The organism is Acidobacteriota bacterium (assembly GCA_038040445.1).
GTDB lineage: Bacteria > Acidobacteriota > Blastocatellia > UBA7656 > UBA7656 > Onstottus_A > Onstottus_A frigus.
Genome location: JBBPIG010000023.1, coordinates 15,899 through 35,385 on the forward strand (window position 1 = coordinate 15,899; position 19,487 = coordinate 35,385).

Annotated in this window: 14 protein-coding genes; 6 read left to right on the top strand and 8 right to left on the bottom strand. The window is 56.4% G+C overall.

The window, feature by feature from the left end:
* Positions 1-131: 131 nt before the first annotated feature.
* Positions 132-4,301, top strand: coding sequence for a hypothetical protein (locus AABO57_21705; protein ID MEK6288341.1), 4,170 nt, complete (start codon positions 132-134; stop codon positions 4,299-4,301).
* 201 nt (positions 4,302-4,502) lie between these two features.
* Here the strand turns inward: AABO57_21705 and AABO57_21710 are convergent, their stop codons facing one another.
* Complete coding sequence (locus AABO57_21710; protein MEK6288342.1) at positions 4,503-4,703, bottom strand: hypothetical protein; 201 nt, start codon at positions 4,701-4,703, stop codon at positions 4,503-4,505.
* Positions 4,704-4,919: 216 nt separating this feature from the next.
* Between AABO57_21710 and AABO57_21715 the strand changes: the two genes are divergently transcribed.
* Together AABO57_21715 and AABO57_21720 are read left to right on the top strand one after the other, a co-directional pair.
* Positions 4,920-6,002 carry a ferritin-like domain-containing protein gene (locus AABO57_21715; GenBank protein MEK6288343.1) on the top strand — a complete coding sequence of 361 codons (1,083 nt, stop codon included), beginning with the start codon at positions 4,920-4,922 and terminating at the stop codon, positions 6,000-6,002.
* 150 nt (positions 6,003-6,152) lie between these two features.
* A complete protein-coding gene (locus tag AABO57_21720; GenBank protein MEK6288344.1) occupies positions 6,153-7,322 on the top strand; it encodes a dipeptidase in 1,170 nt (389 codons plus the stop codon).
* A gap of 96 nt (positions 7,323-7,418) precedes the next feature.
* Here the strand turns inward: AABO57_21720 and AABO57_21725 are convergent, their stop codons facing one another.
* From AABO57_21725 to AABO57_21735, 3 genes are all read right to left on the bottom strand, one after another.
* Complete coding sequence (locus AABO57_21725; protein MEK6288345.1) at positions 7,419-7,922, bottom strand: YajQ family cyclic di-GMP-binding protein; 504 nt, start codon at positions 7,920-7,922, stop codon at positions 7,419-7,421.
* Positions 7,923-8,163: 241 nt separating this feature from the next.
* The gene (locus tag AABO57_21730) at positions 8,164-8,694 is read right to left on the bottom strand and encodes a hypothetical protein (protein MEK6288346.1); all 531 of its coding nucleotides are present in this window, start codon (positions 8,692-8,694) and stop codon (positions 8,164-8,166) included.
* A 210-nt stretch (positions 8,695-8,904) separates the two neighbouring features.
* On the bottom strand, positions 8,905-12,117 hold the full coding sequence (locus AABO57_21735) for a glycosyl hydrolase (protein ID MEK6288347.1): 3,213 nt from the start codon (positions 12,115-12,117) through the stop codon (positions 8,905-8,907).
* Positions 12,118-12,543: 426 nt separating this feature from the next.
* Between AABO57_21735 and AABO57_21740 the strand changes: the two genes are divergently transcribed.
* A complete protein-coding gene (locus AABO57_21740; GenBank protein ID MEK6288348.1) occupies positions 12,544-13,143 on the top strand; it encodes a hypothetical protein in 600 nt (199 codons plus the stop codon).
* A 15-nt stretch (positions 13,144-13,158) separates the two neighbouring features.
* On the opposite strand, the gene AABO57_21745 is transcribed toward AABO57_21740, so the two are convergent.
* Positions 13,159-13,701: a phenylacetaldoxime dehydratase family protein gene (locus tag AABO57_21745; protein ID MEK6288349.1), complete on the bottom strand. Its 543-nt coding sequence runs from the start codon at positions 13,699-13,701 to the stop codon at positions 13,159-13,161.
* A gap of 66 nt (positions 13,702-13,767) precedes the next feature.
* Entirely contained in the window at positions 13,768-15,075 is a 1,308-nt protein-coding gene (locus AABO57_21750; protein ID MEK6288350.1) for a Gfo/Idh/MocA family oxidoreductase, read from the bottom strand.
* A 325-nt stretch (positions 15,076-15,400) separates the two neighbouring features.
* Between AABO57_21750 and AABO57_21755 the strand changes: the two genes are divergently transcribed.
* Positions 15,401-16,555 carry an acetyl-CoA acetyltransferase gene (locus AABO57_21755; GenBank protein ID MEK6288351.1) on the top strand — a complete coding sequence of 385 codons (1,155 nt, stop codon included), beginning with the start codon at positions 15,401-15,403 and terminating at the stop codon, positions 16,553-16,555.
* Between the two features lie 148 nt (positions 16,556-16,703).
* Positions 16,704-17,870: an acyl-CoA dehydrogenase family protein gene (locus AABO57_21760; GenBank protein MEK6288352.1), complete on the top strand. Its 1,167-nt coding sequence runs from the start codon at positions 16,704-16,706 to the stop codon at positions 17,868-17,870.
* A gap of 12 nt (positions 17,871-17,882) precedes the next feature.
* On the opposite strand, the gene AABO57_21765 is transcribed toward AABO57_21760, so the two are convergent.
* Both AABO57_21765 and AABO57_21770 read right to left on the bottom strand, forming a co-directional pair.
* Complete coding sequence (locus tag AABO57_21765) at positions 17,883-18,338, bottom strand: cysteine peptidase family C39 domain-containing protein (protein ID MEK6288353.1); 456 nt, start codon at positions 18,336-18,338, stop codon at positions 17,883-17,885.
* Complete coding sequence (locus AABO57_21770) at positions 18,328-19,380, bottom strand: hypothetical protein (GenBank protein MEK6288354.1); 1,053 nt, start codon at positions 19,378-19,380, stop codon at positions 18,328-18,330. Before AABO57_21770 ends, AABO57_21765 begins: the two co-directional genes overlap by 11 nt.
* Between the last annotated feature and the right edge of the window lie 107 nt (positions 19,381-19,487).

The window sequence follows — 19,487 nt, forward strand, 5'->3', positions numbered from 1 at the left end:
TCAGCATTATAGGGTTCACCATGATTCTGGTGATTGTACCCTTTTGTTTGTACTACCTGTTCTTCGTTGAATCACAAAGCGGATATTTCACGAAACGGAACTTTCGTGTTCTTGCTGACATTGGCGGTCAGATGAAAGTGAAAATTGACAATCTTGGCATCAGCTTGATCAATGCGGTGAAGAATGCTGAGCAGGAGAAGAAAGAGATCGTGAGCATGAGAGGCACAAAGGCCGAGAAGAAGGACGAGAACAAGAGCGAGAAGCACGGCGGGAAGAAGGCCGAAATGAAGGCGGTGAAGCAGCCCGAGAAGCCAGTGACCGAGAAGTTGCAGAGTTCGTTAGCGCTCATTGATAATTCGGGAACCAGCCTCAAGTACGATCCGAGCCCCTGGGCTCAGCAGACCATCAAGCAGATGCCAGCGGCCGAAACCCGGAGGCAAATCAGGATCCAGCCAAGACCGCGCCCGTCGAACGCAAATACGAGCGGCGCGAATTCCAACGCGAGGCCCGCACAACCCACTCCAACCACAAGCGCAACCACCGACCGAGTGGTTTCCAACTCAAGGCCTGCTCCTTCGAACGTAACCGCGAGCAACAACTCGCGAGCAAAGAGGAAGACCGGGCCCTCTTCGTCGAGTCCGAACTCAACGCCGTCGGGTCCCGCGCCGACCGTCGCTCTAAGCGTAAAAGCTGAACAGGGATCCTTCTGGCTCAACCTCGAGTATCAGGCTGGCAAGAGAAACCTTGTCGCCAAGAGCGAAATCAACAAGCTCTTCGACCCGTTTGTAGCTCGCTACGTAATCGATGAGAGGAGCGAGATGCAAAACCCTCTTTTCGATGAAGTGCTCGTCGCCGAGCAACAAGACGGAAGGGTAATCTTCGAGCACGGTCAGCCGGGGCTGAGCATAGTCAGCCTGGACAGTTTGCGTAACGACAAGGGTGGGGAATTGGAGTTGGATCTGGCGAACCAATCGAGCACCCTCGCAAACGTTCAGTTGGGCGGCGCCGACTACAAGCTTTTCGTGCAACCTGTAAGGCTCACTCTCTCGGCAAGCGGTGACGACAATAATCAGGGAGTAAGGTGGGTGGTTTGCGGATTAACCCGCATCGATCACTTCAGAGACCAGACCTACGCTGTTTCCTACACCGTATTGATCATATTCACGTTCACGGCCTTGCTGGCCGCGCTTAGCTGGCCGCTGTTGAAACTGCGTCTAATGGGCCCAAAGGACAGACTGCGGCGCAGCGACTTCGCGCTTACGGCCTTTTCCGCGCTCATGGGAACCACGCTTTTGACATTCTTGCTTTTGGACGTTTACACCTACGTCAACCTCGAAAAGACCCTCGACGCTCAGCTCAAGAACCTCGGTGCCGGCATTCGCTCGAACTTCCAGCAGGAGCTTGGCAGCGTGCTCGCTCAGTTGTGGCGCTTCGACAAGCGAGTGAAGAAGCTCGCAACCAGGGAGCGTTCTGGCGCACTCGCAGACCTCCACGCATCGAAGCTGTCCCCGATACCCAAAACGAAGGGCAATGCGAAGAAGGTGTCGGAGTTTACCGCGAACCTCCTGGCGGGAACGCTCGACTGGGAGACTGCGGCCTACCCCTACTTCAACTCTGTCACTTGGGCCGATGCCACTGGGCTCCAGCGCATAAAGTGGACAACACGATCCGAGACAACAGCGTTCGTCGATGTGTCCAGCAGGTCTTACTTCACTAACGCACGAGACAAAAACTTTTGGAAGCTAAGACACGGCGGAAGAGAGTACGAATACGCCTTCGAGCTGGTGAATTCGAAGAACACCGGCGAGAACGTTGCGATCGTTTCGACCCGGGCGCCCGATTCGAAGTGGGTTTCCAGCATAGACACGAGGCTCGCGTCATTGATGGGAACGGTATTGCCGTCCGGGCACGGCTACGCAGTGATCAATAGCACTGGCGATGTCCTGTTTCACTCGGACGAGGTTAACAACCTTGAAGAGCAGTTCTTCGAGGAGTGCGATAACGATCGGCTCCTTCGCGCAGCCGTTCACGCTCGCGCTAGCGAATTCGTTAACACTCAGTATCTGGGCAAGGGCCACCGTCTGTTCGTAAGCCCAATCTCCGGCACTCCCTGGATGCTCGTCGTGTTCAGGGATAAGCAGATGGCTCGCACTATCAACCTCGAGATTCTTACGCTGTCGCTTGTTCTCTATCTCGTCTTCGCGGTAGTTGGGCTCCTTGTCGTCTCGATCGTCTATCTACCTCGGCGCGGCGAACGCATACGCCGGCTCTGGCCTAACGAGCGGAACGCCGGACTGTACGATCGGCTCATAGCTGTCAATACGGTACTTGTGGTGGTGTTCCTGATTGTGGCCTGGAGAGTGAAGAGCGAAACACTGCTGGTGGTTTGTTGCTTTCTGCTTCCGTCGCTCGCAACCGTGCTCGGAGCTTTGATACTGAAGGACGCTACGGTCGGCTACAGCGGAGACGATTCCAAGACCGCCGAGCGGCTGAAACTTCTCTCACGGCTCTCGTATCGAAAGGGCTATGCGATTGCATTGGTCGGATCTCTGATTCTAATGAGTATACTCCCGGCATTGGGGTTTTTTCAGATCGGCCGCAATTTCGAGATGAGGTTAATGGTCAAGCATGGGCAGGTAAGTCTCGCGAGAGCACTCGAGCGGCGGGCCACACGTATCGACGCGCAGTACGCCTCTATCAATATCGGCTCAAGCGAGGACCAGAAGAACGCGTTCTTGAAGGGGCGCCTGGACCCCGTGTCGCCGAAGCCGAACCTGGACATTTACGATTACTTCTTCTTCACGACATTGCATTCCGGGGCCAATGTGGATGCCTCGCTCTTTGTTCCACAGCAACCCGGCAAGCTCGATTCTGTGCTTACGCAGTTACGCCCCCTCTACAACCAAACCTGCATAGAGAGTCAGGAGCTGGCGCGAGGCGAGTCAGCGGATGGGCTCTGGAGTTGGGGACAGGACGTTCAGGGCCGCTTTCGCTTGCAGAAGGGTAAGGACGGCCGTAATGGAGAAATGGCGCTTGCCCTTGTTTCAAACGTTCCACTATTCGAAATTCCCGATACTCTTCCGAAGTGGCTGATTGTGATTCTGGGCTTGGGGGGAATGTGTGTGTTGGTGTATCAGCTTGTCCGTTTTGTCACGCGGCATTTCTTCTTCCTCGACCAAGACAAGCCTCGGACTATCGTCGCTGGTGCATCCCCATCTCCGAACAATCTCGCTATTTTGCGACCGCCAAACGGCAAGGGATGGAGGCCGGAGAATTCCCACCCGATTGATTTGAGCCAAGTGAGCAGCTGGCCGGGATGGGCCAACACGAAGGCGTATGCACCCGCGACGGCAAAAACCATTGTTCTGGAGAACTTCGAGCATGATATGGATGACCCGGCGGCGAATCGCGAGAAGCTCCAGGCCATCGAGCGGTTCTTGAGTGAGAGCCGACGAGTCGTAGTTGTCTCGACCGTCGATCCCTTGCGCTTCCCCATCTCGGCGGGGGGCGATAATCCGGCCGCGTCTTCCAACGGTGCTGGCAAGGAAGCGTCGACTGAGCCCGAAGCCAAAGGTGAAAAGAAACCCGCGCCCGCAGCAGCCCCCAAAAAGACAAACGCAGCGGAAGGCGATCAGGCGACGGCTCGATGGTCAATAGCTTTCAGCACGTTCGTGACAGTGTTTTCTCCAGACATTGCTGAACCGGAGGTCGGAGAAAGGAGCGCCGACTTCCGTCGCGTTATGGAAGCCAATCGGCCCTGGCGCTACCTCGAAAAAATCGGCAAAGAGATCGCCGGTAATGGCACAAGTCAGGAGGGAAAACCTCTGGACCGCGCCGCTAGAGAAGAACAGATCAATGAGGTAGTCGATCAGGCGCGAGCTTATCATCAGGCGCTATGGGCGACTTGTTCCCAGGATGAGCGGTGCGCGCTTATTCATCTTGCGCTTGATGGGATGATCAGCTCAAAGAACACCGATGTACGGCAGTTGTTGAAGCGAGGGCTTGTCGTTCGCGATCCGGGACTGCGGTTGATGGACGAGAGCTTCCGGCGGTTTGTGCTCTCGGCTTCCCACGGTGAAGATATAGACGCGTGGCGCCAGGCCGGAAGCAGCAATTGGGAATTGATGAAGGCCCCGTTGTTGCTGATTCTGCTTAGCGTCGCCCTATTCTTGTTCGTCACTCAGAAAGAGGTTTACGATTCCTCCGTCAGCTTTTTGTCAGCGCTTACTGCGGGACTCGCAGCGCTGTTCAAGCTGTTCGGCATGTTCCAGAAGAAAGGCGCCGGCGTCGTCGACGTTTGAGTGCGCTGCTCGTCGCCTTTGGAATTTTGGCTACGGCGTTTTTCGCCTTAGTTAAAGGATGGTGCAAGCAACGAGCAATGACGGAGTTTGCCTCCACCTGCTTCGGCCACACATCCGACCAGTAGAGCCCTTTTTTTCTTTCTTGCTCAGTTCCTTTCGTTTTTCGCTCTCCCCAACCAGGCGTTCATGCTTTCGCTCGGCTCAGTTCTGCAGAATTCCCTGTCCCATCTCGCGCAACTCTTCCCAGATCATATCCTCCGCGTCGTCCGCCTTGTGCGCATCGCCCGATTTGTTGTCCGCGATGTCCAGCAGTTCTTCGACTTTATCTCGAAACTCAGGATGCCGATTCAATCGCTCCGCCAGTTCTTCAGATCGTTTCTTGTCCGATTTCAAAGTGGCCACGGGACTACCTCGCTCGCGACTTGTCTTCGGTGCTCATCGCACCTTGGGGCCACCTGCTACGGCACTTCTGGAAGGCTTGCCTTAATTATGGCTCAAGTCCCACTCTTAATCATATTCAGTTCACGGCGCTCTCTGAACGCCGCCTTGACTTGATCTCTCCAAATTCATAACCTCGAACCGTATTTCAACCCCGCAACTCTTCAACAGGAGCACTCGATGAGCACACGTATGTACACGCTGCCCGTGGAGCAAACGCAGTGGCATGTTCCGGGCGTCGGCTCGACAACCATTTTCAACTGGGAATATGACGAGGGCCGCGACAAACTGCTCGGCCTCTACGAGAAGGGTAAGACCAAGCAGTGGAACTCGAACGATCGGCTCGACTGGTCGCTGGAAGTCGACCTTTCGAACCCGCTTGGGTTCCCCGACTACTACGTTTCGATTTATGGCTCGGAAATCTGGAACAAGATGGACGAGAAGGACCGCTCGCTTGTGCGGCTTCACCTGGACGCCTGGCGCTTCTCCCAGTTCTTGCACGGCGAGCAGGGCGCGCTGATCTGCGCGGCAAAGATCGTCCAGACCGTGCCCGATATCGACTCAAAGTTCTACGCTGCGACTCAGGTGTTCGATGAAGCTCGCCACGTCGAGGTCTACTCGCGTTACCTGCGAGAGAAGCTGCAACTGGCCTATCCGGTCAACATTCATCTGAAGACGCTGCTCGACCAGGCCATCACCGATTCGCGATGGGACTTCACCTATCTGGCCATGCAAGTAATCATCGAGGGGCTCGCTCTGGCTGCATTCAACACGATCCGAGACCTTGCGACCGAACCGCTCGGCAAAGCGCTCACTGCTTACGTCATGCAGGACGAAGCGCGGCACGTGGCGTTTGGAAGACTCGCGCTGCGCGACTACTATCCGCAGCTCAGCGAGAAAGAACGAGACGAGCGCGAAGAGTTCGCGGTCGAAGCCTGCTACTTGATGCGCGACCGGTTTATGGGCGAAGAGATCTGGGACAATCTGGGTCTGGGCGCGGACGCTTGCGTAGAGTTTGTGCGAGTGTCGCCGTTCATGCAGCAATACACAAAGATGCTGTTCTCGCGAATCGTGCCGACGATTAAGGACATCGGGCTATGGGGCTCGCGTATCCAGAACGCATTCGTCGAAATGGGCGTGATCGAGTTCGCTGCCGTTAATGTGGAAGAGCTGGGCCAGGCTGACGAAGCAGTCGCCGCCGAGTACGACAAGCTTCGCGCGGCTCGCGACGCTCACGTCAACAGCGTGATCGCCGAGGCGTAGCTCGTCACGCAGGACTTAAACACAAAGGCGCGAAGACACGAAGAACAGCGAGTTCAGAGTACCAGCTTCAGCTTGCTCCGGTACTGACTAGCAAGCTCAAGCTTGTACTCTGAACTCGCCGACTCCGTGTCTTGGTGTTGTGAAACGATTATGAAGAAGAAAATCCTGATCACACTGGCTGTGATTCTGCTGCTCTTGCTCGGCGCGTTCTTTTTTGTCCTGCCCGCGCAACTCGAAAAGAGAGTGAACGTTTCTCTCAGCCCGCCTCCGTACATGGCGTCCGAACGCGCGGTCGAGCTTCACAAGAAGCTGCTGGTTGCCGACTTGCACGCAGACTCACTCCTGTGGGATAGGGATTTGCTCGATCGCGGCACTCGCGGCCACGTCGATGTACCCAGGCTGATAGATGGCAACGTAGCGCTGCAAGCTTTCACCGTGGTCACCAAGACGCCTTACATTTGGAAAATGAACATCGAGCGCAATGATGACACCAGCGACAACATAACCATCCTTGCGATTGCCGAGCGCTGGCCGACTTCGACTTGGAACAGCCTGACCCAGAGAGCGTTGTATCAGGCGAGCAAGCTACAGGACATAGCGGCGCGCTCCGGTGGGAAGTTCACGGTGATCAAATCGGCGGCCGAGCTTTCGAGCTACCTCGATCGCCGCATAGCCGAGCCTCACATCACCGCAGGTTTTCTGGGCATCGAAGGCGCGCAAGCCCTGGACGGTGACCTCGCGAACATCGATGTCTTGTTCGACGCCGGCTTTCGAATGATGTCGCCGTCGCACTTCTTTGACACCGACATCGGGGGCTCGGCGCATGGCGTCGAGAAGGGCGGCCTTACGGACAAGGGCAAAGAGATGATCAAGCGCATGGAAGCTAAGCGAATGATCGTTGATGTCGCGCACGCTTCGGCGAAGACTATCGACGACGTGCTGGCCCTCGCCACTCGGCCCGTTTTCGTTTCGCACAGCGGCATGAAGGGCACGTGTGACAATCAGCGCAACCTTAGCGACGAACAATTGAAAGGGATCGCGCGAACCGGCGGCGTGATAGGAATCGGCTACTGGGATACGGCGGTGTGCGGAAACGACGCGACGGCTATCGCAAAAGCGATCCGCTACGCGGCAAGTCTAGTCGGGGTCGATCATGTTGGGCTTGGCTCAGACTTTGATGGGGCCGTCACCACGCCCTTCGACACCAGCGGCCTGGTACAGATCACCGACGCGCTGTTAGCAGAGGGATTCACCGATGAAGAGATTGGGAAGGTAATGGGCCGAAATGTTCTGCGGCTGCTGATACAGAATCTTCCGTGATGCTTAATCTAAGGGTCTTTGCGGCTTTGCGGCTTGGCGTGACCCAGACTCTCGCAAAGGCGCAGAGACGCAAAGCCGCCAAGAACGGAACCTCGGTCACTGCGAACGGTAATTCGTGAACTGCGTATCTATGCCGAAGTCATTTTCCTTAAGCACCGCGATGACTTTTTGAAGAGTGTCGCGGTCCTTCCCGGAAACGCGCACGAAGTCGCCGTTGATCGAAGCCTGCACTCTGAGCTTTGTGTCCTTGATAAACTTTACGATCTCGCGCGCCTTCTCGATTGGTATTCCCTGCTGAAGCGTCACCGTCTGGCGGACGCTGTCCTTGGCGGCCGGCTCGATCTTGCCGTACGAGAGCGCCTTCAATGACACGGCTCGGCGCACGAGCTTTTGTTGAAGCACATCGTTCATAGAGCGCAGCGTGAATTCGCTTGCCGTCGCGAGTACCAGCTTGTGCTCCTTCTCGTCGAGCTCGATGGTCGAGTTGGTGCCCTTGAAGTCGTACCGCTGAGTGATTTCTTTGATTGCCTGGTTGACGGCGTTTTTCACTTCGGCCATGTCAACTTTCGAGACTACGTCGAATGTGTTTTGCTGTGCCATGTTTGCGCCGTTAACTATACCAGCGATCGGCACGTTCAATCGAACCGGATGGAGCGCTTGTACGAACACGAAAGGCGAGGCTCACCGCCATCTGGAGATCCGAGCGGGGGAATCTGACAAGCTACGAGGTGAGAGTGAAATCGAGGATTGCGTAGTAACAGAAAGGGCCACGCCAGAGCGTGGCCCTTTCTTAGACACAGAACCCGCGGCGCTTGTCCGCGTGTCCTTTGTGAGCGGCCGTCTATCGCCGCCGCCTGTTCTTGTAAAGATGATACAAGGCGCCCCCGCCGCCGCCGAGTAACGCGCCTATGCCGGCTCCCTTTCCGCCGCGAGCAATAGCGCCAATCCCAGCGCCCACCGCAGCCGGTCCTGCGATCGTCAGTATCAAGTTCCTCATTGAATGATCTTTGCGCGGCTCAGCATAATATCTCGCCCCGGCTACCCTCGCTCTGCGTGACGAATAACGCGGAGCATACCGAGCTCGCGACGCGACCGATGTATTCTGGGTCGTCGCGCAATCCTGGTGACCGTCACGATATCCTGCCCTGTAGCCGTCCTCGTAGGACTGGCTGGAGGCCGTCCCGCTTGTATTGGCTGCGGAGTCCGACGCGGCCTCTGACTGCTGCGCTACTGTCTGCGCGCTCGGATTTGTTTGGGCAAGCGCAGCCGGAGCATCCGCGCTCTTCCCATTTGAGACCCACGCAAGGCCACCCAGCACAAGTGCAACCGCAATCAACGTCGCGATGAAAGTTTTACCTGTTTGTATGTACATAGTACATTCCTCCCGTCGAGCAGTTTGGGTTTAACTGCTTGATGATAAGCTCCGACTAAAGGATGCCCTTCAATCAACCTGAGAATTCTGCAAGCTGGGTGCCAGAAAGCTTGCCGCGCAATGGATGTACCGTGGACTAGTCTGCGGATTATTCGACCGCGGAACAGTACTCGGTCACACTCAGTACCAGACAGTCTACGGGACATCAATCTATTTTTCCCTCGCCTTGGGTTTCACGATGACTGCCGGAATATCCTGGTCGCGCACCATTTTGTTGAACGCCGGCAGATCGCTCCGGATGATCTGGTCGAGCCTCTGCAACTGAGCGTTTATTTTTCCCACCAGCTCCTCGTACACCGCGTAAGTCTGGTCAGTCGGAGAGGCGTCCGCGCTACTGGCCACTCCAGTGAGCGCGGCGAGTTTGTTGTTCAGCCGAATCGGATAGTTCAGCGGGTCCTGACTGCTCTGATTCTTGGTCTGGTATAGCTCCTCTTCGACTGCCGTGAGCTTCGCCTTTAGCGACTTGGCTGCGTCCGCGATCGCCTTGCCGCTCGGCTGGTCCTTCAATCTGTTGGTGATGTCGTCGATCTGTTTGCGCGCGTCGCGGATCTGCAGGACGGCCTCGCTCGTCTCGCTGAACTTATCCCGAATCTTCAACAGCAACTCGAGCTGCTTCGCAAAGTCGGCCTGTGTCGTCTCGAGCCGCGGATCTTTCTTCACCTCAAAGCTCTGCGTCATCGTCTTACCGTCGACACTGAGCTTGATTTGATAGCCGCCGGGGACGATTCGAGGACCGGTCGTGCTTCCCGCCCACATTATCAGACCAGGGAACCGAGTCGCATCCGGATACCTCATATCCCAAACGAAGCGATTCAGCCCTGCTTCTGCAGGCGCTCTACGCGGGCCGCCGCCCCCAAAGAAACCCTCTTCGTCACCGGTCGGCGCGGCCGGCGCTTGTCCATCGCTCGCTCTGCTTGTGAACTTCCTGATCGAGGTTCCCGAAGCATCGGTGAGCTCGAGCGAGACCTCACCCGCGGGTTTGTTCTTGAGGTAGTAGTAGATTACCGCGCCGGCGGCGGGGTTCCGCCCGACAGCCGCGCTTCCGCCACCGCCTCCGCCGAAGCCTCCTCCTGGCAGTCGATAAGTGTCTTCGGGCTTGAACAAGTAAGCATCCGCCTTAGCTGCATCCGCGAGCTGATACAGGACCGGTAGATCATCAAGCACCCAGAAGGAGCGGCCCTGAGTTGCGGCGACCAGGTCTTTCTCGCGCTTGTGAACCGCAAGGTCGGTTATCGGCACGACGGGCAGGTTGAGTTGAAGCGACTGCCAGTTGTCGCCGTCGTCAAAAGAAACATACAGGCCAGTCTCGGTCCCGGCATACAGCGTTCCGCGACGATTAGGGTCTTCGCGGATCACGCGCGTGAACGCGTTGTCGCGAATGCCATTCGTGATCTTCTTCCACGTCTTGCCGTAGTCATTCGTTTTGTAGAGGTACGGTTGGAAGTCATCGAGCTTGTACATCGTAGCGGCGACATAAGCCGTGCCCGCGTCGAACGCCGAAGCATCGATCGAGTTGATTTGAATCCACTCGGGCATGCCGGGGGGTGTGACTTTCTGCCAGTTCTTGCCGCCGTCGCGGGTGACGTGCACGAGACCGTCATCAGAGCCGACCCAGATCGTGCCCTTCTCGACGGGCGACTCCATCGCGGTAAAGATCGTGCAGTAGTACTCGACGCTGGTGTTGTCTTTAGTGATCGGTCCGCCCGAGGAGCCCTGCTTGGATTTGTCGTTGCGAGTCAGGTCTCCACTGATTGGCTGCCAGCTCTGCCCTTCGTTGGTCGACTTGAAGAGCACGTTTGCGCCGGCGTACAAGGTGTTCGGATCGTGCGGCGAAAAGAGTATAGGGAAGTTCCATTGGAAGCGGTATTTCAACTCTCCCGCTCCCCAGCCCATCGGGTTCTCGGGCCAGGGGTTCACGTTGCGCTCTTGCCCGGTGCGGCGGTCTTGACGCGTCATCAACCCGCTGTACGAACCTGCATAGACGATTTGAGAGTCCTTCGGGCTTGGCGCAATCCAGCCGCTCTCGCCGCCGCCCACCTCGTACCAATCGGTTCGATCGATGCCTCCTTCGGTCGTGCGGCTCGGGATTCGAACGGTCGAGTTGTCTTGCTGCGCGCCGTAGATGTGATACGGAAAGTCATTGTCGAGCGCGACGCGATAAAACTGAGCAGTAGGTTGGTTGTTGATCGAGCTCCAGCTTCCGCCTCCGTTGAAGCTCACCTCCGCGCCGCCATCGTCGCCTATGATCATTCGCATCGGATCGCCGGGCGCAATCCACAAATCATGACAGTCGCCGTGCCCGACGCGAATGCTAGAATACGTGCGGCCTCCGTCGTTCGACTTATAAAATCCAGTGTTCAGCACGTAGACCGTGTCGGCGTTCTTCGGATCGGCGTAGATGCGTGTGTAATACCAGGCTCGCTGCCGAAGGTTTCGTTGCTCGTTCACCTTCGACCACGTCTTGCCGGCGTTGTCCGAGCGAAACACGCCGCCCTCTTCGGCTTCGATGATCGCCCACACGCGGTCGGAATTCATCGGCGAAACCGTGACACCAATTTTGCCGACCACGCCCCTGGGTAGTCCTTGATTACGAGTGATCTCGGTCCAGGTGTCGCCGGCATCGGTTGACTTGAAGATGCCGCCGCCGGGCCCGCCGCTCTCTAGAGTCCACGGCTGACGATACACTTCCCATAGCGCGGCATAGATAGTATTTGAGTTAGTCGGATCGAGTATCAGGTCCTGCGCGCCCGCTTTGTTGCTACGATAGAGCACCTTCTGCCAGTTCTTGCCGCCATCTGTCGAGCGAAATACGCCGCGTTGTTCATTAGGCCCGAACACGTGACCCAGCGCCGCGACATAAACGATATCGGAGTTGCGCGGATGCACTCGCACGCGGGCGATCTGGCGAGTGTCGTCGAGTCCGGCGTGCTTCCATGTCTTGCCTGCGTCGGTCGATTTGTACACGCCGTCCCCGTGCGAGACGTTTCCGCGAATGGGCGACTCGCCCATGCCCACGTACACAACGTTCGGATCTGACTCTGAGATTCCGATCGCCCCGACCGACCCGGTCTTGAAGTATTCATCCGAGATGGGCTCCCAGCTGCTGCCACCATTATTAGTTTTCCAAACGCCACCCCCGGTCGCGCCAAAGTAGAAGACGTTCTGTTGCGATGTGACGCCGGCGACTGCGGTCGAGCGCCCGCCGCGGAACGGGCCAATGCTGCGCCACTGTAATCCCTTCAGCAGGCTTTGGTCATATCCCTTCTGTTGGGCTTCGATCCTGGTGGGAATACAAAACGAGATGATAAAAAGCACAAACCAAGCGAGCGTGTAGCTCTTCCTCAATCTTCCAATCTCAGTCATCGCAATGCTCCTTCATTGATGGCGTTACGCGTAACGCGAAACCGTTTGCCTGTTTAGAAAAGCTGGATTCGACCACTGGAGTGCTGCGGCTAGAGTCTTATCACGGGAGGCCGGGAGTTTCAAATTGAGCCGCCGAAGTCGATGACGGGCGACGAAATATCTGGACTGCGGCGGCCTTTGTGCGTTGCCGCCGCTTTCTGGTTATCGCCTACGACACGACAGAAAGCGGTGGCAACGCAAAGACGCCACCGCGGTCCAAATACGCGCTCGCTCGATAGTGTCCTGGTCGATCGACCAACACAAGATTAGGACAAACCGTTCCATTCTTATCGTGCATTCGGCTTGATGTGAGGGTAAGATGGCATTGCGGAACGCAGTAAATACCGCCCAGGCTCGATCGAACCTCAATCACCTTCGAGAGGAGCTATGGCAATCACGAACCAACAAACTCACCAACCTCACCAGGGCGCTCGAACGGCTGAGTGGTCTGTAAGCTATAACCAAAGCGACGTCGACAATATCAAAGATCAGATCGAGCAAACCGAATCAGCAAAAAGGCGCTGGCTCTTTCTGGCTCTGATCATCAGCATCGCGGCGCTCGCCGGCGCGATTGTGCTGCTTTCAACGAACTATGCGCTTTACTCGTCGAGCGAATCGGAAAAGAAAAAGCTCACCCAGGAGAACGCAGCGCTCAAATCGCGCGCCGACCAGGCCCAGCAACAACTCGACGCAAAGAACGCACAGGAAGCAAAAATGGCCGAGGCTCGCGCCGAGGCTCAGACGAAGCTCCAGACGCTGCTGCCCGCTGTTCTTCGGGGTAACGCGAGCCCGGCTGAGGTCTCCAGCTTCGCGCGAATGGTCTACGCACTTCCTAACAGCCGGGTGGAGCTGGACACGAAGCCTCCCGACAAATTGTTCCGCAATTGGAAAGTGACCACCGGTTCTACGACCGAAGTGTACACACTGGTTGGAGGGTTCGTTGAAGGCAAGTGGGTCGTTTGCTCTAACCTGGTCGCCCGCAGATGAATCGCGAATCACGCATCAAGCTTGCTTCGGGGTCTGAGCCAGGCCGTAAAGATCGTCCTCGGTAATGGGCGCGGCGGGCGCGGCTGTGTTTGCCTCTCCACTCAGATTGAGCCGGCGGCGCGCGGAGAACATTGCCCCGCGCGCTGGTACCACCGGCGCAAAGGCTGAGAAACCAAGCGGCACGTCGATGTCGATGTAAACCGCTTCCATGCCGCCTCGGATAAAGTAGGCTTCGTGCCAGAAGCCGGTGCCTCCCGAATCCCGCAGAAACTCCTTCCACCACTGCCGGTGTGGTTCCGATCTGGTCCATCTTTCGAGAGATTCAAAATCGCGCCAATACTGCCTCATGCCGGCGTGAGGCGGAAAGAGCGAGAAGAGAAAGTTCTCGTGCAGCAGCAACCCGTCGGGCTCGTCTTCTACGGACTTGGAGATTCTGGGCCCGAAGCCGATCAGGGTTTTTATGCCGGCGAGCATGTTCACTCGCATGCCTAGATAGATGACAACCAGGTCGGGGTAAGCGCTGAGGTCGACAGTCCTGCGGTTGACTTGAGGCTTCATATCGGAACTCATCCCCATCGAGCTGGATGACCCAGGAGATCTACAAATCACTCAGGCTGAGTGACTCTAGGCCTTCGGTGCTTCGGAGACCACCTTTTGTTTGCGCTCGTCAAAGAAAAGCACGCGGCCTTCGCGGTAAGACTGCACGCTCATCCCGATGGTCACCATCGCCTTGTAAGCCGTCAACGCATCGAGCACCGGTTTCTCGCGAGTGCGCACGCAGCGCAGGAAGTTTTCCATGTGAGACTCACGAGGTTCGCAGTTCAGCTTCACTTCACTCGCGCCGTATTTTCCTTCGAACTGCTGCTTCGCGATGCGTGAGGGTGTGACCGTGATCGACTCGACTTTGCCTTCGAACCTTCCATCGGGAACCATCATTATCGTGCCCTCGTGTCCGCGTATCAGCCCGGGGATGTGGGTCTCGTTGGCCATCGAAGAGCTGAGCACCAGCGTATGACCTTGCGCGTAGTCAGCCATCAAATTGAACGTGTCCGGGACCTCGCGCTCGTCTTTAAAGATGTACGTGCCGCCGCTCGCACTCACGCGATACGGAAACTGAGCCTCGCCCCAGCAGATGTTCAGCGGCGCCATCACGTGATAGAAGAGATCGGTCGCGATGCCGCCGGAGTAGTCCCAGTACTTGCGAAAGCGGAAGAAGCGGTCGGCGTCGTACTTGCGCTTCGGCGCCTCGCCAAGCCAGGACTTCCAATCGATGAAGTCCTCGCCCTTGCCATCAGGCCCGGCGGCGGGATCGATCTTCCAGTTCCATTCGCCGCCCGTCGAGTTTCGATGATAAGACCCCTGGCTCATTATCAGCTTGCCGATCATCCCGTCCTGAATTGCCTTGCGAGCCTTCCACCATTGATCCGAGCTTGTGGTCTGTGAACCGACTTGAAGCACGCGCCCACTGGCCTTCACTTTCTCATAGACTCGTTTTGCTTCCTCGATGGTGTGAGTCATCGGCTTTTCAAGATAGACGTCTTTGCCTTTGTCCATCGCATCGATCGCCATGCGCGCGTGCCAGTGATCCGGAGTGGCGATGATGACCGCGTCGACGTCTTTGCGGTCGAGTATCTCGCGATAGTCCATAGAGCCGTCGCACTTCGCCTTCTCTTTGGCCGCATTCAAACGCTTGGCGTAAACATCACACACGGCGACGACGCGAGCCGGGGTGTTGGGCTGCTCACCGGTCTTCATGACCCACCCGAGCAGATCGTTGCCGCGGCCGCCCGCCCCGATCAGGGCGACGTTGACTTGACCGTTCGCGCCTCGCACGTCGCCCAAGACCATAGGCGCTCGATCCAGGACGTTCATTGCCGCGCTTGCGCCGATGGCAGACTTAACGAAGTCTCTGCGATTCAGTTTGGTCCACATAATTAGTCTCCGCGAGCTGAAAGTTTAGAGTTCAAGCTTTAAGTTTAGAGTTCAAGCTTTAGCTTGCCCCTCACCGGCAACCGGAAGGTTGGACTCTGAACGGTTGCGGGCAATATATGACACACCTCAGCCACCAACATCAAGCGGCGGGCCGACAATTCCGCGCCGTGCTCGCTTGATCGACAGGGCCTGAATGGTAGAATCTAGATCGGTTCCGAGTTCAGGGTTCAGGGTTCCGGTTCAGCATCACGGTTCAGCGTCGGCGACTGACGAGTTGAACTCTGAACCCTGAACCCTGAACCCTAAACCGGCATAGGAGACAACCATGAAAAACCTCAGCGACCGTGTAGCGATCATCGGGATGGGTTGCACAAAATTCGGCGAGCACTGGGACAAGAGCGAAGACGACTTGATAGTCGAAGCCGCTTACGAGGCGTTCGAAGACGCCGGCGTCGAGCCTGCCCAGATCGAGGCCGCATGGGTCGGCACGCTTGTATCAGGCATATCTGGGCAAGCGCTCTCGCGCCCGCTCAAGCTTCAGTACATTCCGATCACACGCGTCGAGAACATGTGCGCGACCGGTCAGGATGCTCTTCGCAACGCCGCGTTCGCGGTCGCCGCCGGAGCCTACGATCTGGTGCTGGTCGTCGGGTTTGAGAAGCTGAAAGACTCGGGCTATTCGGGATTGCCGGGCGCTGCTTCGTCGGTGATCGGCGCGGGCAATACAGCGCCAGGAGCTTTCGCGCTCTCGGCCAATCGCTATTTTCACAAGTACGGCGCGGGCAAAGAAGAGCTTGCAAAGATCTCGGTTAAGAATCACTACAACGGCGCGCGCAACAAGAAGGCTCACTTTCAAAAAGAGATCACCATTGAGCAAGCAATGAAAGCGCCGATGATCGCTTCACCGCTTGGATTGTTTGATTGCTGCCCGACGACTGATGGAGCCGCGGCGGCAATAATCACTCGAACCGAGCTTGCGCCGAAGTTCAACAAGGATTTCGTCACGATCAAGGCGATGGGGCTTGCGGTCGGTCCCGGCACTGGAAGGATGGACCCGGACTTTGACTTCACCAGTTTCCCTGAAACGAAAATGGCGGCCAGACAAGTCTACGATCAACTGGGGATCAAAGACCCGCGCAAAGAAGTCAGCATGGCCGAAGTGCATGACTGCTTCTCGATCACCGAAATGATCATCTACGAAGACCTCGGCTTTTCGGAGCCGGGCAAGGCGAAGATCGACATCGACTCGGGCGCGTTCACTTTGAAGGGCGACTTGCCGGTGAACACCGACGGCGGGTTGAAATCGTTCGGCCATCCGATCGGCGCGAGCGGCTTGCGCATGCTTTATGAGATCTATCACCAACTCCAAGGCAAAGCAGGCGAGCGACAAGTGAAAGACATGAAGCTCGGGCTGGCGCACAACCTCGGTGGTAACCCTGGTTCATTCACCTGTTCGATCATTGCGCTCGGGCACCCGTAGGGCCATTGGAAGTCCCGGCTTTGCGGTTCTTTGCGATCCTTGCGCGAACCTGTGTTTTCCGCAAAGCCCGGTATGAATCGTGCCTCCGCGTTCCGCTTCTGAGAACTTTCGAACGCGTGCTATCATTGCCCCGCTTGCGGAGGCGCAGATGGCTTACATCCTCAACGAAGAAGAACAACTAATCCTCGCAACCGTCAAGAAGTTTCTCGACAAAGAAGTCGCGCCGGTTGCGTCGGAGCTTGAACACCGCAACGAATATCCCGACGAGATTGTCGAAGGAATGAAGAAGCTCGGGTTGTTCGGTTCGAACATACCCGAGGAACACGGTGGGTTGGATTTGAGCTACACCGTGTTCGCGATGATCTTCGAAGAAATCTCGCGAGTGTGGATGGGACTTGCGGGGATTCTCGGGACTCATTGCGTGCTGGCCGATGTTGTCTCGCGATTCGGCACCGAAGATCAGAAGCGACGCTTCCTTCCGATAATGGCGACCGGTGAGAAGCGCGGCGCCATTTGCTTGACCGAGCCGCACGCCGGCACCGACCTTCAAGCAATCCGGACAACCGCCGAGCGGCGAGAAAACTATTACTACATCAACGGCTCCAAGATGTGGATCACCAACGGCCGCCGCGCGGAGATCATGTTGCTACTGACCAAAACGGACAGCCACGCGAAGCCCGCTTATGCCGGTATGAGCGCGTTCGTAGCCGAGAAAGGTGAGCCCGGTCTGACCGTAAGCCGGGACATCGACAAGCTCGGTTACAAGAGCCTTGAGACATGCGAGCTGCTGTTTGAAAACTTTCGCGTGCCGGCTGAGAACCTGATTGGCGGCTCGGAAGGCGAAGGCTTCAAGCACGTGATGACCGGGCTTGAAAGCGAGCGCATCAACGTCGCAGCGCGAGGATTGGGAATCGCGCGAGCTTCATTCGAGGAAGCAATCAAGTACTCGCAGGAACGGCGCACTTTCGGCAAACCGATCTGCGAGCATCAGGCAATTCAACTCAAGCTCGCCGACATGGCAACCAAGATCGAAGCCTCACGCTTGCTTGTCTACGCGGCAGCCGAGAAGAAAGATCGCGGTGAGCGTTGCGATCTTGAAGCCGGAATGGCGAAGCTGTTCGCGACTGAGACGGCTCAGGAGTGCTCGCTGGATGCGATGCGAATCTTCGGCGGCAACGGCTACGCGAAAGACTTTCCGGTCGAGCGGTATTATCGCGACGCGCCTTTGTTGATCATCGGCGGCGGAACGAACGAGCTTCAGAGATTGGTGATCGCGCGCGGGTTGCTGAAGAAGTATTCGATTAATGACTCTTGAGAGAAGCTGATCTTACCTCTCGACAAGAATTGTGATTCCACGCGCCCACTCGGTCAGGAAGTCTTCTAAAGAAAGAACGAGTTCGCCGCGCCAAGGGTCCAGCACTTCGACATCATTCTCGGTTATGTCTACCACCACGACTGCGTGGAATTGACGCGGCATTCTGGGCGCTAACTTCGCTTTCAAATAGGCAATTGGATAAAGCCCACGCGCCAGTTCTGACCTCAACTCGTCAATCGTAAGGTTTTCGATCTGCGTGTTAGCGAAACCCAAAGTCTGCGCGGCAATCTTTAGCTTGAAAGGATCAGTTCCGCCTGGCAGCAAAGGCGAGTCATAAGTGCAATCACATAATACTCGTAGTTCTTGCTCTGTCTTGGAGACTCCCAGTGATGTAAGCACCATCTTTAGGCAGGCTGGCACGCAGGAATATAATGTTTCCTGCTTATTCAGAGGAGGCTTATCCGGCATGAAGTATCGTATCCGCAAGCGCCATTGCTCTGCTGCGAATTTCTTCCATTGGAGTGTGACTGAGGATAACTCCGCTCTTCTTGTGTATGAGCAAGTCGCCCACCGACCCGCCCTCACCGTTTGCATACACCAACCATATCGGTACGCGCCAATGTCCGGTGGACCGATCAATCTCTGGATCCTGCGGGCAAAAGCGATCCGTCAAGCGGGTGTAGAACGTCCAGCCTACTGCTATTTGAGCAGCCTCCGAAGACGACACATCTTTGGCAAGCGGTTCAGAAACTAGGTCAACCAATTCCTCAGGGTCTTCAAGAGCGAGTTCCTGCTTGAAGCGTTCGAGCGGCTCGACTAGGGCTTCCCTCGACTGTTTAACGTAGTCCTCAAATCGAAACCGCATTTGATTATCCAGTATCTCGAAGCGCACAAGCACAGGCTCGTTGGAGCCCTTCCGTACCTCGTCCATTACTCGGGGATTCGCGAGGTGGGCTCTATCTATGTAAACCGTTACGGGACCAACTCTTAAACTCTGATCGAATAGCCCAATCTCTTCGCTGATGATGGCATCAAAATGTCCAGGGCTGGAATACGGCGGCTCGCTAAGATTAATATCCTGCGGTGAGAATCGGAACGTAGCCTCCGCATAACGCATACTAAATGCTCCTTCCGTGATTCCGCGAAAGACTCTTTCTACACTCTGCACCTCTTTCGACGAGATCTCGTTCGGAAGGGAAAACTTCACGTTGAAGACTCTCTCGATATACTTGAGCTTGCGATAGAGCTTCGCCCCATAGAGGAGTTTTTCCGCCCCTGATTCGGATAGAGTGACCCCGACTTCTAGAGGCTCATCGATCCCCGGCAAAGCAAGAGCGCCTCTTCCAGATCTGACAAGGCGAAAAAGAGCTCGCGTAACTACGAGTCGGCCATCGACCGTTTCATCAAAAGATTGAAGCCCAATTTCTAACTTCTCATCTTGAGGTTGGGTTGGTGGGAAGAGGCTATCAAACGTTCCCACACCCTCGAAAGGATATTCGGTTTGTAGCATTGACGCGCTCATTGCAAAGCCATTATTAGCTAACCGCAGTCCTGAAGCAACTGCGTTTCCAACACGTATGCGGTGCTTGACAGCTATAAGCGCAAGGCATATAAGGC

Coding starts and splice junctions, on each gene's coding strand:
- AABO57_21760 (MEK6288352.1), top strand. CDS start 16,704: ATGGCTTACATCCTCAACGAAGAAGAACAACTAATCCTCGCAACCGTC.
- AABO57_21720 (MEK6288344.1), top strand. CDS start 6,153: ATGAAGAAGAAAATCCTGATCACACTGGCTGTGATTCTGCTGCTCTTG.
- AABO57_21730 (MEK6288346.1), bottom strand. CDS start 8,694: ATGTACATACAAACAGGTAAAACTTTCATCGCGACGTTGATTGCGGTT.
- AABO57_21740 (MEK6288348.1), top strand. CDS start 12,544: ATGGCAATCACGAACCAACAAACTCACCAACCTCACCAGGGCGCTCGA.
- AABO57_21755 (MEK6288351.1), top strand. CDS start 15,401: ATGAAAAACCTCAGCGACCGTGTAGCGATCATCGGGATGGGTTGCACA.
- AABO57_21705 (MEK6288341.1), top strand. CDS start 132: ATGAAAGTGAAAATTGACAATCTTGGCATCAGCTTGATCAATGCGGTG.
- AABO57_21745 (MEK6288349.1), bottom strand. CDS start 13,701: ATGAAGCCTCAAGTCAACCGCAGGACTGTCGACCTCAGCGCTTACCCC.
- AABO57_21770 (MEK6288354.1), bottom strand. CDS start 19,380: ATGCTACAAACCGAATATCCTTTCGAGGGTGTGGGAACGTTTGATAGC.
- AABO57_21765 (MEK6288353.1), bottom strand. CDS start 18,338: ATGCCGGATAAGCCTCCTCTGAATAAGCAGGAAACATTATATTCCTGC.
- AABO57_21725 (MEK6288345.1), bottom strand. CDS start 7,922: ATGGCACAGCAAAACACATTCGACGTAGTCTCGAAAGTTGACATGGCC.
- AABO57_21750 (MEK6288350.1), bottom strand. CDS start 15,075: ATGTGGACCAAACTGAATCGCAGAGACTTCGTTAAGTCTGCCATCGGC.
- AABO57_21715 (MEK6288343.1), top strand. CDS start 4,920: ATGAGCACACGTATGTACACGCTGCCCGTGGAGCAAACGCAGTGGCAT.
- AABO57_21735 (MEK6288347.1), bottom strand. CDS start 12,117: ATGACTGAGATTGGAAGATTGAGGAAGAGCTACACGCTCGCTTGGTTT.